At 66.5% G+C, this 14758-nt stretch carries 15 protein-coding genes; 6 read left to right on the forward strand and 9 right to left on the reverse strand.

What is annotated here, in order from left to right; genetic code table 11:
- Positions 1–8: 8 nt before the first annotated feature.
- Genes RT97_RS13645 through RT97_RS13670 form a run of 6 tightly spaced genes read right to left on the reverse strand, consistent with a single transcriptional unit; the run spans position 9 to position 4967 of the window.
- Positions 9–554: a zf-TFIIB domain-containing protein gene (locus tag RT97_RS13645; protein ID WP_042579303.1), complete on the reverse strand. Its 546-nt coding sequence runs from the start codon at positions 552–554 to the stop codon at positions 9–11.
- Positions 551–2737, reverse strand: a complete 2187-nt coding sequence (locus RT97_RS13650; protein WP_042579304.1) for a hypothetical protein — start codon at positions 2735–2737, stop codon at positions 551–553. Before RT97_RS13650 ends, RT97_RS13645 begins: the two co-directional genes overlap by 4 nt.
- Positions 2738–2789: 52 nt before the next feature.
- Positions 2790–3434 carry a hypothetical protein gene (locus tag RT97_RS13655; RefSeq protein WP_042579305.1) on the reverse strand — a complete coding sequence of 215 codons (645 nt, stop codon included), beginning with the start codon at positions 3432–3434 and terminating at the stop codon, positions 2790–2792.
- Between the two features lie 34 nt (positions 3435–3468).
- Positions 3469–3828 carry a hypothetical protein gene (locus RT97_RS13660; RefSeq protein ID WP_042579306.1) on the reverse strand — a complete coding sequence of 120 codons (360 nt, stop codon included), beginning with the start codon at positions 3826–3828 and terminating at the stop codon, positions 3469–3471.
- Positions 3825–4538, reverse strand: a complete 714-nt coding sequence (locus RT97_RS13665; protein WP_042579307.1) for a PspA/IM30 family protein — start codon at positions 4536–4538, stop codon at positions 3825–3827. The genes RT97_RS13660 and RT97_RS13665 overlap by 4 nt, the downstream gene beginning before the upstream one ends.
- Positions 4539–4550: 12 nt before the next feature.
- Positions 4551–4967, reverse strand: coding sequence for a YjfI family protein (locus RT97_RS13670; RefSeq protein ID WP_052810649.1), 417 nt, complete (start codon positions 4965–4967; stop codon positions 4551–4553).
- Positions 4968–5106: 139 nt separating this feature from the next.
- On the opposite strand from RT97_RS13670, the gene RT97_RS13675 reads away from it, so the two are divergent.
- On the forward strand, positions 5107–5538 hold the full coding sequence (locus RT97_RS13675; protein WP_042579308.1) for a GNAT family N-acetyltransferase: 432 nt from the start codon (positions 5107–5109) through the stop codon (positions 5536–5538).
- A gap of 9 nt (positions 5539–5547) precedes the next feature.
- Here the strand turns inward: RT97_RS13675 and RT97_RS13680 are convergent, their stop codons facing one another.
- Positions 5548–6489 carry a LysR family transcriptional regulator gene (locus RT97_RS13680; RefSeq protein ID WP_042579309.1) on the reverse strand — a complete coding sequence of 314 codons (942 nt, stop codon included), beginning with the start codon at positions 6487–6489 and terminating at the stop codon, positions 5548–5550.
- 107 nt (positions 6490–6596) lie between these two features.
- Between RT97_RS13680 and RT97_RS13685 the strand changes: the two genes are divergently transcribed.
- From RT97_RS13685 to RT97_RS13695, 3 genes are all read left to right on the forward strand, one after another.
- Entirely contained in the window at positions 6597–8123 is a 1527-nt protein-coding gene (locus RT97_RS13685) for a CoA-acylating methylmalonate-semialdehyde dehydrogenase (RefSeq protein WP_042579310.1), read from the forward strand.
- A 104-nt stretch (positions 8124–8227) separates the two neighbouring features.
- Positions 8228–9079: a class I SAM-dependent methyltransferase gene (locus RT97_RS13690; protein WP_042579311.1), complete on the forward strand. Its 852-nt coding sequence runs from the start codon at positions 8228–8230 to the stop codon at positions 9077–9079.
- 171 nt (positions 9080–9250) lie between these two features.
- Positions 9251–10849: a glucan biosynthesis protein gene (locus RT97_RS13695; protein ID WP_042579312.1), complete on the forward strand. Its 1599-nt coding sequence runs from the start codon at positions 9251–9253 to the stop codon at positions 10847–10849.
- Between the two features lie 22 nt (positions 10850–10871).
- On the opposite strand, the gene RT97_RS13700 is transcribed toward RT97_RS13695, so the two are convergent.
- The gene (locus RT97_RS13700) at positions 10872–11789 is read right to left on the reverse strand and encodes a LysR family transcriptional regulator (protein WP_042579313.1); all 918 of its coding nucleotides are present in this window, start codon (positions 11787–11789) and stop codon (positions 10872–10874) included.
- 124 nt (positions 11790–11913) lie between these two features.
- Here RT97_RS13700 and RT97_RS13705 point away from each other — a divergent pair, with 124 nt between their 5' ends.
- Positions 11914–12669 carry an SDR family NAD(P)-dependent oxidoreductase gene (locus tag RT97_RS13705; RefSeq protein ID WP_042579314.1) on the forward strand — a complete coding sequence of 252 codons (756 nt, stop codon included), beginning with the start codon at positions 11914–11916 and terminating at the stop codon, positions 12667–12669.
- Between the two features lie 115 nt (positions 12670–12784).
- Here RT97_RS13705 and RT97_RS13710 read toward each other — a convergent pair whose 3' ends face one another.
- Positions 12785–13195: an FKBP-type peptidyl-prolyl cis-trans isomerase gene (locus tag RT97_RS13710; protein ID WP_042579315.1), complete on the reverse strand. Its 411-nt coding sequence runs from the start codon at positions 13193–13195 to the stop codon at positions 12785–12787.
- A gap of 134 nt (positions 13196–13329) precedes the next feature.
- Between RT97_RS13710 and eat the strand changes: the two genes are divergently transcribed.
- A complete protein-coding gene (eat, locus tag RT97_RS13715; RefSeq protein ID WP_042579316.1) occupies positions 13330–14754 on the forward strand; it encodes an ethanolamine permease in 1425 nt (474 codons plus the stop codon).
- Positions 14755–14758 lie beyond the last annotated feature (4 nt).

The following is a 14758-nucleotide window of genomic DNA, read 5'->3' on the forward strand; positions in this document are numbered from 1 at the left end:
CGGCGCGATCAGTCCGCGCGCAACAGTGCGAGCAGTTCGTCGCGGTGAGGCTGGGTGTCGAGCCAGGCGCGGATGCGGTCCAGCTCGTCGATGCAGTCGTCGCCATAGCGGCGGCGCAGCGCGGCCAGGCGCGCTTCGCGCACCTCCTCGGTCTGCAGGCGCCGCTGCCATCCGTCGGACAGCAACTCGTCGAGCCGGCCGGCAAGGCCGCGGCTCACGATGGCGCGCCACTCGCCCGCGTCGAACCACAGGTTCTGGCACGACACGCAGCGGTCGATGCGGAAGTCGGGCCCGGCGCTCACGCGCAGGCGCTGCATCAGCCGGTCGCATTCGGGGCAATGCCGCACGGCCGCGATGTCGAACACCTCGATGACTTCGTCGTCGACCGCATGCGGCACGCGGCTCGGGTCGGCGGCCTTCCAGGCGCGCCAGTCGTCCATGGCCATCACCATGCCGCTGCAGTCGACGCACTGCACGCCCAGCAGGGCCTCGGCCAGCGCCACCGGCTGCATCGATGCGTGCCCGGTGCAGCTGCACTTCAGGCTCGGGTTCATTGCGCGCTTCCGTTCAACGGGCGAAAGGTGGAGATCAGGTTCTGCAGCGCCGACTTCTGGCTCTCGGTGCCGTCTGCGGCAATGCGGCTCATCAGCGAGGCCACGCTGAGGTTCTGGATCTCGCCCGACGAATTGCCGAGGGCGCCGACGATGTCGCGCAGGTCCTTCACCACGTCGCGTTCGCCCGAGAGCTGGTCCTTGAAGGCGACCTGCACCGCCTGGCTCTTGGAGATGACGCCGTCGATCCCCTTGCCCACCGAGAGCGAGCGCACGAAGCTGTCGAAGTAGTCGCCCGAGCCGCCCACGATGTCGATCTTGGCGTTCGCGAGCGCGGTGCCCAGCACATCGGCCTGTTCCTTGGCGATGGAGGTTTGCGCATCGATGCCCTTCAGGGTCTCGATGTGCGACTTTTCCAGGCGCATGCGGAACTCTTCGTGGTCGCGGGTTTCGGGGCTCATCGACTTCATGGCTTCGAACTTCTCGTGCAGGCCCTTGGCCTCGGCGTTGAAGCGGGCTTCGATCACCTGCGCATCGGCCTGGCCGGACTTCAGCGTGGCTTCGGCATCGGCCGTGCGCACGCTCACGTCGGCGAGGCCGAGCTTTTCCTTGCCCGAGGCTTCGGCATCGAACTTGGCGCGCATGCCGGCGGCTTCGGCCTGCGAGCGCGCCTCGATCACCTGCGCGTCGGCCTGGCCGGCCTTGAGGATCGCGTCGGCATCGGCCTGGCGCACGTGCACGTCGGCCAGGCCCAGCTTTTCCTTGCCCGAGGCTTCGGCCTCGAAGGTGGCCAGGCGCGCCTGCGCGGTGGCGATCTCGACCTTGGCAGCCGCCAGGCCCGGCGCGGCGGACAGGGCTTCCATGCCCTCGGCCTCGCGCTTCTTCGACTCGGCATCGCGCTCGGCGACCTTCAGCTTGGCATCGGCCAGCGTCAGCTCTTCGGCCGCCTTGTGGCGTGCGCGCTTTTCCTGGGTTTCGGCCGCCTTCACGTCGATCACCATCTTCTCGTCGGCCTGGCCCTCGGCCATGATCACGACCGACTTCTTCGTGCGCTCGGCCTCGGCCACCACGCGCAGTTCCTTGATGGCTTCTTCCTGCTCGGCCACCGTGCGCTCGACCACGATGCGCTCGCGGATCACGTCGGCAATGGCCTTCTTCTGCACTTCGACGGCCTTGTCCTTCTCGATGCGCTGCAGCGTCACTTCCTTCTCGCGGTCGACGATTTCCAGGTCGCGGGCGCGCGTGACCTTTTCTTCCTCGACGGCCACCGCACGCTTGCGATTGTTTTCGGCCACTTCCTTCTCGCGCTGCACGTTCTCCTGCTGCACGGCCACGGTCTGCTCCGAGAGCAGGCGCGCGGTCTCGGACTTCGTGCGCTCCTCGGACTGGATCTTGGCGGTCTCGGCCTCCTCGCGGGCACGCACGCTGGCGATCTCGCGGTGCTGGCGCGAGGTGGCGTCGGCCTGCTGGCGTTCGAGTTCGAGCAGCGCTTCCTGCGTCTCGACGTTCTTCTTCTTGATCTGCATTTCCTCGTTGCGGCGCAGTTCGTTGGTGCGCACATGCTCGACCGCCGTGAGTTCGGTGATCTTCTTGATGCCCTGTGCATCGAGGATGTTGTTGGCGTCCAGCTCCGACAGCGGCGTCTGCTCGAGGTAGTCGATGGCCGCGTCTTCCAGCACGTAGCCCGAGAGGTCGTTGCCGATCTGGCTGATGATCTGGTCGCGGAAGCCGTCGCGCGCCTGGTAGAGGTCCACGAAGTCCATCGACTTGCCGACCGTCTTGAGCGCCTCGGAGAACTTGGCGGAGAACAATTCCTCGAGCGTCTCGTGGTTGGAAGCCCGCGCACAGCCGATGCCCTGCGCCACCTTCAGCACGTCGTCGGCGGTCTTGTTCACGCGCACGAAGAACTTCACCTTGATGTCCGCGCGGATGTTGTCGCGGCAGATGAGGCCTTCGTTGCCCGAGCGGTCGATCTCGATGGTCTTGACCGAGATGTCCATCAGCTCGGCCTTGTGGATGATCGGGTAGACCATCCGCCCGGTGAAGGTCACCTCGGGCTCGGCGCGCAGCGTGTTCACGATGAGCGCGTGGCCCTGTTCGATCTTGCGATAGAACTTGGCGAACATCGCGAACAGGCCGAGGATGACGACGGCCAGTATGACCACGGCAAAGATGATGGGCTCCATTTTTTCTCCAGATTTGCTTTGAGAGCGGACGAACAGTAAGGGGTGCGCGTGATCAGACGATGTCTTCGTGCGCCGCGATGAGGTAGCGCCCCGCCACCTCGTCGTATTCGAGGATGAGCGCGTGCGAGCCGCGCTTGAGCGTGTTGGGCGTGGGAGCCCAGACGCGGATGTTCAGGCTCGCGCCGCGGCGGGAAATTTCGGCGCGGCCGTCCTTCTCGTTCACCACGCCGGTGACCACGCGGCAGGCCTGGCCGACCAGCCCGGCATTGCTCACGGCCGTGTGGCTCACGAAAAGGCCGCGCAGCGGCCGGATGGCGACGGCCGTGACGGGAATGGCGATGGCCGCGCTGGCCACCAGCAGCACCGTGCCGGCCACAAGCTTGAGCAGCATCGTGGGCACCAGCGGCATGAGCCACTCGCCGCCCAGGCACGAGACCGTCCACGCCACCAGCACCAGCAGGCTCACGGCCACCGAGAACGGCACGCCGTTCAGGCCGAAGGCCACGACGTAGCTTGCGAGCTGGCCTACGTCGCTGGAGTCGCCGTCGGCATGCGTATGCAGGTCGACGTCGATGCCGCTGTGTTCGATGTCGACCATGCCGAGCACCGCGAGCACCCAATAGATCACCACGACGCCCAGCAGCACCGTGTAGATCGCGGTGGGGTACCCCGTCACCGCATCCATGAAATTGCCCATTGATCCTCCCGCGTGCGGGTTGTTGTTCGTTGTTCTACTTGCGGCCCGGCTTCCCCGCGCCGGCGCCCTTCTTTCCACCACTTGCAAATGCAATCAGGTCGCGCGTGGCCCTCTCCTTGATGGCCAGCCGATCGTCGGCGGCCAGGCCGTAGCGCCTGGCCAGAAATTCGTAGTCTGCCCCACTGAGCGACACCGTCAGGCGCGGCCGCTTGGGCTTGGACGTGGTCGCCAGGCCCAGCAGCTGGCGGATTTGGTCGGAGGTGGACACGTGCTGCTCGAACGCCGCCGTGCGCACCGCCTCCAGCACGGCCTCCTCCACGTCGAACGCCACCTGGACGGCGCGTATCGCCTCGTCCGAGCCCTGCCAGCGAACCGGCTTGACCCGCACGTTCATTCCGAAGCGGTCCCGCCCGGGTTGGCCTGGCGGGCGCGGATGCGCTCCATCACCTTGCCGGTGCGGTCTGCGTCGTTGCCGATGCCCGCGGCGGCCAGCTTCTTCTCGAGCGCCTGGTGGCCCAGTTCGTTCTCGAGCGCCTGGCTGGCGGTCATGCGGTCGGCCAGGTCTTCGTGGCGGGCGCGGATGCGTTCGAGCGATTCGCGCGCATTGGCCAGGCGCGAGCCGCCGCTGCCGATGTTCTCGGAGATCGACTGCGTGGCGCGGTAGACGCTCTCGGTGGTCTTGGCGATGCCGATCTCGCGCTCGTGCTCGCGGATGCGCGCCTCGGCCGACTTGATCAGCTCCTTGAGCCTGGAGACCTGCAGCGCATACGAAGCGTGGGCCTTGGCCTGCTCCTCGAGTTCCTGCTCGATGGTGCCGACCTTGGCGGCCACGTCGAGCGCAAGGCCCTCTTGCGTCTTGTTGAGCGCCTCCACCGCGAGGCCTTCGTAGCGCGCGATCTCGTTCTTCAGCCGCTCGATCTGGCGGGCCGACTGCATCTCCTTGGCCATCACGCCGGTGAGGTCGCCCTTGGCCTTCTCGATGCTGTGCTTGGCGTCGATGATTTCCTGCTCGTAGATGCGCGTGGCGTTGCTGTCGACCACGCTCTCGCCGATTTCGCGCGCGCTGCCGCGCAGCAGGGTGACAAGCTTCTTGATGACGGTCATGTGGATCTCCGCTTAATTCAGGAATTCGGACAGGGCGTCGAGCGCATCGAGCGCGTTGTCGCTGAGCACGGCCACTTCGCGTGCGACGTCTTCCACGCTCGCATTGCGCCCCAGTGCACCGGTGAGCACGTAGCGGCCATCGACGCGGCCGAACGACGACAGCGGCACGGACGGGTTCAGGTCGAGCAGCGATTCGAGCAGCTCGGTGCGCCGCTCCGGCTTCACTTCATCCTCGGTCCAGAGGTAGCAGATGCAGATGATCTGCATGTCGGAACTGGTAATGAAGATAGGCAGCTCGTCGCGCCCCTCGATGCTCACCTGGACCACGGGCGTGCTGCCCGGAATGGGCTGCAGCTGCACCGGCAGCCCACCCATTGCGGCGCCCGCCAGCGCATCGAGGCCCTTGAGTTGATCGAGCAGTGATTGCATACCTCTCCTTGTGGTTGCGTACCGTTGGAAGCGAGCGGTGCTTCGATGGGATCACTATATGTGTGCCGACATAACATGTCAAAAATTTTCTTTTCGCCGACCCATGACTTTCGGCACTGGTGCGATTCATGATCCGGCGATGACCAGGCAGACACCGGCGACCATCTCGACCGCCACCGAAGAAGAAGTCCGGAGCGGCGTGCTCGGCCGGCACCTGCGGCAGTTCAACTACGGCTTCGTCGGCGAATACCCGCAGGCACAGCCGGTGTGCCTCAACGCATGGGACGCGAATGGAGAACTCGTGGGCGGACTGCGCGCCTACGTCTTCCTCAACTGGCTGCGCATCGACGTGCTCTGGGTGGCCGAGGCCTCACGCGGCCAGCGACTGGGCACGCGCCTCCTCGCAGAAGCCGAGCGGCGCGCCACGGAGCTCGGTGCGCACGGCGCGGCTCTCGAAACCTTCGAGTGGCAGGCCCGCGGCTTCTATCTCAAGCAGGGCTACGAGGAGTACGGCCGCATCGATGATTACGTCAAAGGCTTCTATCTCGCCTCGATGAAAAAGAAACTCTGAGCCGTACGCTCACACCTCGAACCCCGCCTTCAGCGCCTCGCGCAGGTGTTCGACGAACAGGGTCACGGCCCGCGGTATGTGCAGCGAATACGGGCGGATGGCGTAGATCTCATCCGCGAAAGCCCCGGTGGGCCGCCATTCGGGCAGCACTTCCACCAGCTTGCCTGCCTGCAGGCCCGCTTGCGCGCTGAAGTCCGGCAGCAGCGCGATGCCCAGGCCCGCCTGGGCGGCATCACGAAGCGCCTCGCTGTTGTTCGCTGCCAGCGGCCCGTCGATGGGCACGGTCATGCGCTCGGCCTGGCGTGCGCGGCCGCCGCGCCGCTCGAAGGACCACACGTTCGTCTCCTGCCCGCGCGGATAGTGAAGGCAGTCGTGCGCGGCCAACATGTGCGGCGTGAGCGGCGTTCCCTTGCGGCGCAGGTACGCGCGGCTGGCCACCAGCACCGAGCGCGTGGCGCACAGCCGCCAGGCCACGTGCGTGTCGGGCGGCGCGGCCGCATGCCGGATCGCGAGATCGAAGCCCTCCATTGCCAGCGAACTGAGCCGGTCCGAGAACTCCATCTCGATGCGGATCGACGGATGGGCCAGGAGAAAGTCGGTCAGCCTCGGCACCAGTTGCTGCCGCCCCAGGGCCACCGGCACCGTGACCCGGATCAGCCCGCGCGGCTCGCCCGCCAGGTCTCGCGCGTTGAGGAAACTATGCGCGATCTGCTCGAAGGGCTCGCGGGTCTGGTCCACCAGGCGCTGACCGGCCTCGGTGAGCCGCATGCTGCGCGTGGTCCGGCGCACCAGCGTCACGCCCACCGCCCGCTCCAGCTCGGTGATGCGCTGGCTCATCGCCGCCTTGCTCACGCCCAGCCGTGCAGCCGCGGCGGTGTAGCTGCCCTGCTGGCCGAGCACGATCAGCCAGTGCAGATGGGCCCAGAGCGACTCGGCTTTTTTGGTATCCATGGTTCCATTGTTCAGTTTGGCGAACAAACAATTCAGCGCTGGAGTATAGGCAGGCACCCCTCGCCTTCCTAGACTTGGCGCCTTCCTCACCACTTCTTGGCCCTCCCATGACCTCTGCATCCTCAAAGCCCGGATCGATCGCCCACTTCATCGCAGGCCAGCACGCGCCCGGCCAGTCGGGCCGCACGCAGGCAGTGACGAATCCGGCGACCGGCGTGGTCACCGGCAACGTCCACCTGGCCGCCAGTGCCGAGGTCGATGCCGCGGTCGCCGCTGCACAGGCCGCGTTCCCGGCCTGGGCCGACACCCCGCCGATCCGCCGCGCGCGCGTGATGTTCAAGTTCCTGCAGCTGCTCAACGAGCACAAGGACGAGCTCGCCCACCTCATCACCGCCGAGCACGGCAAGGTCTTCACCGATGCGCAAGGCGAGGTCTCGCGCGGCATCGACATCGTCGAGTTCGCCTGCGGCATCCCGCAACTGCTCAAGGGCGACTTCACCGACCAGGTGAGCACCGGCATCGACAACTGGACGCTGCGCCAGCCCCTGGGCGTGGTCGCCGGCATCACGCCCTTCAACTTTCCGGTGATGGTGCCGATGTGGATGTTCCCGGTGGCCATTGCCGCGGGCAACACCTTCGTGCTCAAGCCCAGCCCGACCGACCCGACCCCGTCGCTGCGCATCGCCGAGCTGTTCAAGGAAGCGGGCCTTCCCGACGGCGTGTTCAACGTCGTGCAGGGCGACAAGGTCGCGGTCGATGCCCTGATCGAGCACCCCGACGTCAAGGCCGTGAGCTTCGTCGGCTCCACACCCATCGCCAACTACATCTACGAAACCGGCGCGCGACACGGCAAGCGCGTGCAAGCCCTGGGCGGCGCGAAGAACCACATGGTGGTCATGCCCGACGCCGACATCGACCAGACCGTCGACGCACTGATCGGCGCGGGCTACGGCTCGGCCGGCGAGCGCTGCATGGCGATCAGCGTGGCGGTGCTGGTGGGCGACGTGGCCGACAAGATCATTCCGAAGCTCATCGAGCGCACCAAGACGCTGAAGGTGCTCAACGGCACCAACCTCGCGGCCGAGATGGGCCCGATCGTCACGCGCGCGGCGCACGAGCGCATCACCGGCTACATCGCACAGGGCGAGAAGGAAGGCGCGAAGCTCTTGGTCGACGGCCGTTCATTCGACGGCAGCAAGGCCGGCGAGGGTTGCGGCGACGGTTTCTGGATGGGCGGCACGCTGTTCGACCACGTCACGCCCGAGATGCGCATCTACAAGGAAGAAATCTTCGGCCCGGTGCTCAGCTGCGTGCGCGTGGCCAACTTCAAGGACGCGGTGGACCTCATCAACGACCACGAGTTCGGCAACGGCGTGAGCTGCTTCACCCGCGACGGCAACGTGGCGCGCGAGTTCAGCCGCCGCATCCAGGTGGGCATGGTGGGCATCAACGTGCCGATCCCGGTGCCGATGGCCTGGCACGGCTTCGGCGGCTGGAAGAAGAGCCTGTTCGGCGACATGCATGCCTACGGCGAAGAAGGCGTGCGCTTCTACACCAAGCAGAAGTCGATCATGCAGCGCTGGCCCGAGAGCACGCCCAAGGGTGCCGAGTTCGTGATGCCGACCGCCAAGTAAGGCGAAGAGGTAACCGCCCCCGGCCGGCAAGGCGGTACGAAAGACTGACTTGCCCGGGCGCGCAGGAGCCGTGAGACTTCGCGCATGACTCCGCTCCTGCATTCATGACGACCAGCAAGCTCGCTCGGCGCCTGTCGGCTGTTCCCTCCACCTTGCGGATTCCCCTGGCGGCGCGTGCGTCGGGCGACGCCATCTTTCCTCAGGTGGCCGTGCGCGACGCCTATGCCGCGGCCATCCTCGAGAAGATCCGCGACGACGGGCAGGCCCTGCCCGAAGACCGGGCGACCATCTACGGCATCCTGGCGCGCACGCGGCGCTTTCGCAGCCTCGCGCAGGATTTTCTGAAACGCCATCCCGGTGCGCGCGTGGTGAACATGGGCTGCGGCCTGAGCCACTACTTCCAGTGGCTGGACGACGACAAGTCGCGCATGACCGATGCCGACCTGCCCGAGGTGCTCGCGCTGCGCCGCGAACTCATTCCCGAGACCCATCCGCGCCACGACCTGCGCGAGCTCGACCTGACCTCTCCCAACTGGTGGGAGCAGCTGGGCCTGCCGAAGAAGCGCAATGCGCAGCCGGTCTTCCTCTTCACTGAGGGCGTGTTCATGTATCTCAAGCCCGAGACCGTGCAAGCGGTGCTCGCGGCCTTCGGCGAGCGGGCACCCGCGGGCTCTGTGCTGGCGTTCGACGCCATGTGCTGGATCGCCACGGGGCGCGCGCGCAACCATCCGTCGGTGCGGCCGACGGGCGCCGAGTTTCTCTGGGGCCTGCGCCGCCCCGCGGACCTGACCGAGCCGCACCCGCGCCTGCGTCTGACCGGCACTTACCGCGTGATGGAGGGCCTGGGCCTGGCCTACACGCTGCTCGGCCCGGTGTTCCGGATGGTCTTCGGCGTGCCGCTCTATGCGGTGTACGCGCTGAGCGCCGTGGACATCCTGAAGGTCGCCGATACATAAACGCACAATTTTTCGAATCGGCGGCTTTGTCCGGCCTGCGTTGCGCGGAATGGCTGACGCGGGGCGACCTGCAAATGCGGCATGCTGGCGGCTGTCCCATCGCGGAAAATAAATTCCGCGCCTCGCTTCGTTTTTCCTTCCCCCCAAAGAACCGAAACCCTCAAGAAACACATGCTTGATCGCCGCTCCTTCCTTGCCGCAGGTGGTGCCGCCGCCGCACTCGCCGCCCTTGGACTGCCCGAAGAGGCGCTGGCCGCCAACGGCCTGCAACTGAGCCAGCCGTCGCCCTTCTCGTTCGATCGGCTTGTCGCACAGGCCAAGCGGCTGGCCGCGCAGCCCTACGTCGCCGCCACGCCGCTCGCCCCCGACGTGCTAGAGAAGATCGACTACGACGCGCACGGCAAGATCAAGTTCGATCCGGCCAACGCCCTCTTCCGCGAAGGCCCCGGCGCGTTCCCCGTCACTTTCTTCCACCTGGGCCGCTTCTTCCAGACGCCGGTGCGCATGCACGTTCTGGAAAACACCGACGGCGACGCCTTCGCCCGCGAGGTGCTCTACAGCCCCGACTACTTCTCGATGCCGCCCGACAGCCCCGCGCGCGCGCTGCCGCCAGGCGCGGGCTTCGCGGGCTTTCGCCTGCAGGAAAGCCGCCTGGGCGACCAAGGCAAGCTCGACTGGCAGAAGAACGACTGGGTCGCCTTCCTCGGCGCTTCGTATTTCCGCGCGATCGGCGAGCTCTACCAGTACGGCCTTTCGGCGCGCGGCCTCGCGCTCGACGTCGCGGTGCCCGACAAGCCCGAGGAATTCCCCACCTTCACCCGCTTCTACTTCGAGACGCCGGCCGCGAACAACACCACTTCGATGACGGTCTACGCCCTCCTCGAAGGGCCGAGCGTGACGGGCGTCTTCAAGTTCGTGATGCAGCGCGGCAAGGCGGTGATCATGGACATCGATTCGCGCCTGTTCCTGCGCCGCGATGTGGCGCGCCTGGGGCTCGTTCCGCTGACCTCGATGTACTGGTACTCCGAGACCATCAAGCCCACCGCCATCGACTGGCGACCCGAGGTGCACGATTCCGACGGCCTCGCGATCTGGAACGGCGCGGGCGAGCGCATCTGGCGCCCGCTCAACAACCCGACGCAAACGCGCGCCTCCGCCTTCGCCGACACCAGGCCGCGCGGCTTCGGGCTCTTGCAACGCGACCGCTCGTTCGACCACTACCAGGACGGCGTGAACTACGAAAAGCGCCCCAGCCTCTGGATCGAGCCGCTGGGCGACTGGGGCGAAGGCTCGGTGCAGCTCATCGAGATTCCGACCGACGACGAGATTCACGACAACGTCGTCGCCTTCTGGGTGCCCAAGGCCGATGCGAAGGCGGGCGCGAGCTACAGCCTGCAGTACCGGCTGCACTGGACCGACCAGGAGCCCTTTCCTTCGCCGCTCGCGCGCTGCGTGGCCACGCGCATCGGACGCGGCGGCCAGCCCGGCCAGCCGCGTCCGCAGGGCGTGCGCAAGTTCATGGTCGAGTTCATCGGCCAGCCGCTCACCACCGTGCCCTTCGGCGTCAAGCCCGAGCTGGTGCTCACGGCGGCGCGCGGCAAGTTCTCGTACGTCTTCGCCGAGGCCGTGCCCAACGGCGTGCCCGGCCACTGGCGGGCGCAGTTCGACTTCACGCCCGAAGGCAACGAGCCCATCGACATGCGGCTCTACCTGAAGAACGGCGACCAGACGTTGACGGAGACCTGGCTGTACCAATACCAGCCGGGATGAAGACGTTGAAGCCGCAGGCGCTTCAGCGCCTGCTGGCGTCGTTATAGGGAGCGAAGAGCTCCACCGCCCAATCGACGAACACCCGCAGCTTCGCGCTCAGGTGGCGGTTGGTCGGGTACACCACATGCAGCGGATAGGTCGGCGGCGCCCAGGCCTGCAGCACCTCGACCAGCGCGCCGCTCGCGAGGTGCGGCTCCGCCATCACGTCGAAGGTCTGCGCCACGCCCATCCCGGTGAGCACCGCCGTGAGGTGAGCGGTGCTCTCGTTCACGCCCACCACGGTGCGGCCGTGGATCTCGATGCGCTCCTCGCCATGCGCATAGCGCAGCGGAATCGGGCGGTTGCTCAGCGACGAGAAATAGCCCACCACCCGATGCGTGCCGTCGCCCAGGTCCGCAGGCGTCGTCGGAATGCCGTGGCGCGCGAGGTAGGCGGGCGTGGCGCAGGTCACGAAGCGCAGGTTCGCGATGCGGCGCGCCACCAGCGACTGGTCCACCAATTCGCCGGCACGGATGACGCAGTCCACCGCATCGCCGACGAGGTTCACCGGCCGATCGCTCACGCCGATCTCCAGCTCGATCTCCGGATAGCGCGCGTAGAACGCAGGCAGCTGCGGAATCAGGATCATGTTCGCGAACGACGAGCCCACGTCCACCCGCAGCCGTCCGCGCGGATTGGCCTGCGCGTTGGTGAGGTCCGACTCGATGTCTTCGAGCTCGGCCAGCACGCGCGCCGTGCGTTCGTAGTAGGCCGCGCCTTCGGGCGTGACGGTCACGCGCCGGGTCGTGCGCTGCAAGAGCTTCACGCGCAGGTGCGTCTCGAGCTGCTGAACCATCTTCGTCACGGTGGGCTTGGGCAACTGCAGCGAGTCGGCCGCGCGGGTGAAGGTGCCGGCCTCTACCACCCGGGCGAAGACGCGCATGGCGGCGATCTGGTCCATCGCCGGATTATTAGTGATTCGGAAATAAACATGTACCGGGCGGCCTCTTGGTCTTGGACGGGGGCGCGCCCAAACTTCGCTTCATCGTCAACGCTGCATTGCAGCAACTCCCAAGGAAGAAGTCATGTCCCAACTCAAGCTCAACGACAAAGTCGCCCTCGTCACCGGCGGCACCAGCGGCATCGGCCTGGCCACCGCGCAACGCTTCGTGGCCGAAGGCGCCCACGTGTTCATCACGGGCCGCCGCCAGGCGGAACTCGATGCGGCGGTGACGACCATCGGCCGCAACGTGACCGGCGTGCTCGGCGATGTCTCGAAGCTCGCCGACCTCGACCGCCTCTACGCCACGATCAAGGAACAGAAAGGCCGGCTCGATGTACTGTTCGCCAACGCCGGCGGCGGCAGCCTCGTGCCGCTGGGCCAGATCACCGAGGAGCATTTCGACAAGACCTTCGGCACCAACGTGCGCGGCCTGCTCTTCACCGTGCAGAAGGCGCTGCCGCTGATGCCCAAGGGTGCATCGATCGTGCTCAACGCATCGATCACCAGCATCAAGGGCACGCCGGCCTTCAGCGTCTACAGCGCGACCAAGGCGGCGGTGCGCAGCTTCGCGCGCAGCTGGGCGGTGGACCTGAAGGATGTCGGCATCCGTGTCAATGCGGTCAGTCCCGGCGTGGTGCCGACCCCGGCCTATGAACTGCTGGGGCTTACGCCGGAACAGGTCAAGGGCTTCATCGAAATGCAGGCACAGACGATCCCGCTGGGCCGGGTCGGCACACCCGACGAGATCGCGAAGGCCGTTGTGTTTCTTGCTTCCGACGACAGCAGCTTCGTGAACGGCACGGAACTCTTCGTCGACGGCGGCTCTGCGCAGATATAAGCAAGCCGCCAGGCTTGGCGCACTTCGTGTCGCTTTGCCCTCCCCCTCGCCGGGGGCGACACCAGCGGCCCGGCAAGGCCGGTTCCGCGGTGTCTCACGATCAAGACCCTCGAACTCAGCGCTTGGTGACCGACACCAGCTCGACTTCGAAATTCAGCGTGGCGTTCGGCGGAATCACGCCGCCTGCGCCGCGCGAACCGTAGGCGATCGAGGGCGGGCAGGTGAGCTTGGCCTTGCCGCCCGGCTTCATCTTCTGCACGCCTTCGGTCCAGCACGGGATCACGCCGTTGAGCGGGAACTCGGTCGGTTCACCGCGCTTGTAGGAGCTGTCGAATTCCTTGCCGGTGTCGGGGAAGGTGCCGCGGTAGTGGACCTTCACGGTGTCGGTGGCGGCGGGCGATGCGCCGGTGCCTTCCTTGAGCGATTGGTAGACGAGCCCGCTGGGCGTGGTCACCGGCGCGGATTGCGCGAACGCTGCGGGGATGGCGAAGACGGACACGAGTGCGGCACAGAAAAGAGACTTCACGAAACACCTCGGGGATTGAAAGACCTCGATTATGGCCAGCGCCTGCGCACCGTCATGTAGGGCGATGTATGTAGTGGAACGGCCCTTGCTTTGCTGAATGCGCACTGTCAACATTCACGCAGAGAGGAAGCCCCATGCATTCCACCGAAGCCTCGCCGGCCGGAGCCGCTGTTCACTCCGGCACGGGCCACCTGAAGAAGGTGCTCGGCCCCATCCAGCTCTGGGGCATCGCGGTGGGTCTCGTCATCTCCGGTGAGTACTTTGGTTGGAGCTACGGCTGGAACACCGCCGGCACGCTCGGCTTCCTGGTCGCCACGGTGCTGGTGGCCACGATGTACACCACCTTCATCTTCAGCTTCACCGAACTCTCCACCGCCATTCCGCATGCGGGCGGTCCCTTCGCCTATGCGCGGCGCGCGTTCGGGCCGACCGGCGGCTTCGTTGCGGGCTTTGCGACGCTGATCGAATTCGTCTTCGCGCCGCCGGCCATCGCACTGGCCATCGGCGCATACCTCAACGTGCAGTTCCCCGGCATCAACCCGAAGTGGTTCGCGCTCGGGGCGTACGTGATCTTCATCGGCCTCAACTGGATCGGCATCGGTATCGCGGCGGCCTTCGAACTCTTCGTGACCGTGCTCGCCATCTTCGAGCTGCTGGTGTTCATGGGCGTGGTCACGCCGGGCTGGACAATGGCCAACTTCGTCGCCAACGGCTGGGCCGGCGGCGATGTGCTCAACGGCGCGGCGATCTCGGGCATCTTCGCGTCGATTCCGTTCGCGATCTGGTTCTTCCTGGCCATCGAGGGCGCGGCCATGGCGGCCGAAGAAGCGCGCGATCCGCACCGCACCATTCCCATCGCCTACACCACGGGCATCGTCACGCTGGTGGTGCTGGCCTTCGGCGTGATGATCTTCGCGGGCGGGGTGGGTGACTGGCGCAAGCTCGCCAACATCAACGACCCGCTGCCGCAGGCGATGAAAGCAGTGGTGGGCGACAACAGCGGCTGGCTGCACATGCTGGTGTGGATCGGGCTCTTCGGGCTCATCGCCTCGTTCCACGGAATCATCATGGGCTACTCGCGGCAGATCTTCGCGCTGGCGCGCGCCGGCTACCTGCCGGCCTACTTCGCGGGCCTGAGCCCGCGCTTCGACACGCCGCACCGCGCGCTGCTGGCCGGCGGCGTGGTGGGCGTCGTCGCGATCTTCAGCGACGAGTGGGTGCAGTTCGGCGGGCAAACGCTCACCGCCAACATCGTGACCATGGCGGTGCTCGGCGCGATCGTGATGTACCTCATCTCGATGGCCGCGCTCTTCAAGCTGCGCAGGAGCGAGCCCGACCTGCTGCGCACCTACCGCGCGCCCTTCTATCCGGTCTTCCCTGCGATCGCGCTCGGCCTCGGCGTGGTGTGCCTCGGCGCGATGGTGTGGTTCAACTTCATGCTCACGGTGCTGTTCCTGGTGCTGATGGCTGCGGCCTACGGCTACTTTCTGCTCACCTCTTCACAGCGGAAGGCGGCCGCGCCCGACGAGATGCTTTCTTCCACGGCCACCAACGCCTGAACCC

Origin of the sequence: Variovorax paradoxus, from assembly GCF_000834655.1 — a bacterium.
Classification (GTDB): domain Bacteria; phylum Pseudomonadota; class Gammaproteobacteria; order Burkholderiales; family Burkholderiaceae_C; genus Variovorax; species Variovorax paradoxus_F.

What these genes read in the sequence shown, in the direction of transcription:
- RT97_RS13645 (WP_042579303.1), bottom strand. Translation starts at nt 554, where the DNA reads ATGAACCCGAGCCTGAAGTGCAGCTGCACCGGGCACGCATCGATGCAG.
- RT97_RS13650 (WP_042579304.1), bottom strand. Translation starts at nt 2,737, where the DNA reads ATGGAGCCCATCATCTTTGCCGTGGTCATACTGGCCGTCGTCATCCTC.
- RT97_RS13655 (WP_042579305.1), bottom strand. Translation starts at nt 3,434, where the DNA reads ATGGGCAATTTCATGGATGCGGTGACGGGGTACCCCACCGCGATCTAC.
- RT97_RS13660 (WP_042579306.1), bottom strand. Translation starts at nt 3,828, where the DNA reads ATGAACGTGCGGGTCAAGCCGGTTCGCTGGCAGGGCTCGGACGAGGCG.
- RT97_RS13665 (WP_042579307.1), bottom strand. Translation starts at nt 4,538, where the DNA reads ATGACCGTCATCAAGAAGCTTGTCACCCTGCTGCGCGGCAGCGCGCGC.
- RT97_RS13670 (WP_052810649.1), bottom strand. Translation starts at nt 4,967, where the DNA reads ATGCAATCACTGCTCGATCAACTCAAGGGCCTCGATGCGCTGGCGGGC.
- RT97_RS13675 (WP_042579308.1), top strand. Translation starts at nt 5,107, where the DNA reads ATGACCAGGCAGACACCGGCGACCATCTCGACCGCCACCGAAGAAGAA.
- RT97_RS13680 (WP_042579309.1), bottom strand. Translation starts at nt 6,489, where the DNA reads ATGGATACCAAAAAAGCCGAGTCGCTCTGGGCCCATCTGCACTGGCTG.
- RT97_RS13685 (WP_042579310.1), top strand. Translation starts at nt 6,597, where the DNA reads ATGACCTCTGCATCCTCAAAGCCCGGATCGATCGCCCACTTCATCGCA.
- RT97_RS13690 (WP_042579311.1), top strand. Translation starts at nt 8,228, where the DNA reads ATGACGACCAGCAAGCTCGCTCGGCGCCTGTCGGCTGTTCCCTCCACC.
- RT97_RS13695 (WP_042579312.1), top strand. Translation starts at nt 9,251, where the DNA reads ATGCTTGATCGCCGCTCCTTCCTTGCCGCAGGTGGTGCCGCCGCCGCA.
- RT97_RS13700 (WP_042579313.1), bottom strand. Translation starts at nt 11,789, where the DNA reads ATGGACCAGATCGCCGCCATGCGCGTCTTCGCCCGGGTGGTAGAGGCC.
- RT97_RS13705 (WP_042579314.1), top strand. Translation starts at nt 11,914, where the DNA reads ATGTCCCAACTCAAGCTCAACGACAAAGTCGCCCTCGTCACCGGCGGC.
- eat (WP_042579316.1), top strand. Translation starts at nt 13,330, where the DNA reads ATGCATTCCACCGAAGCCTCGCCGGCCGGAGCCGCTGTTCACTCCGGC.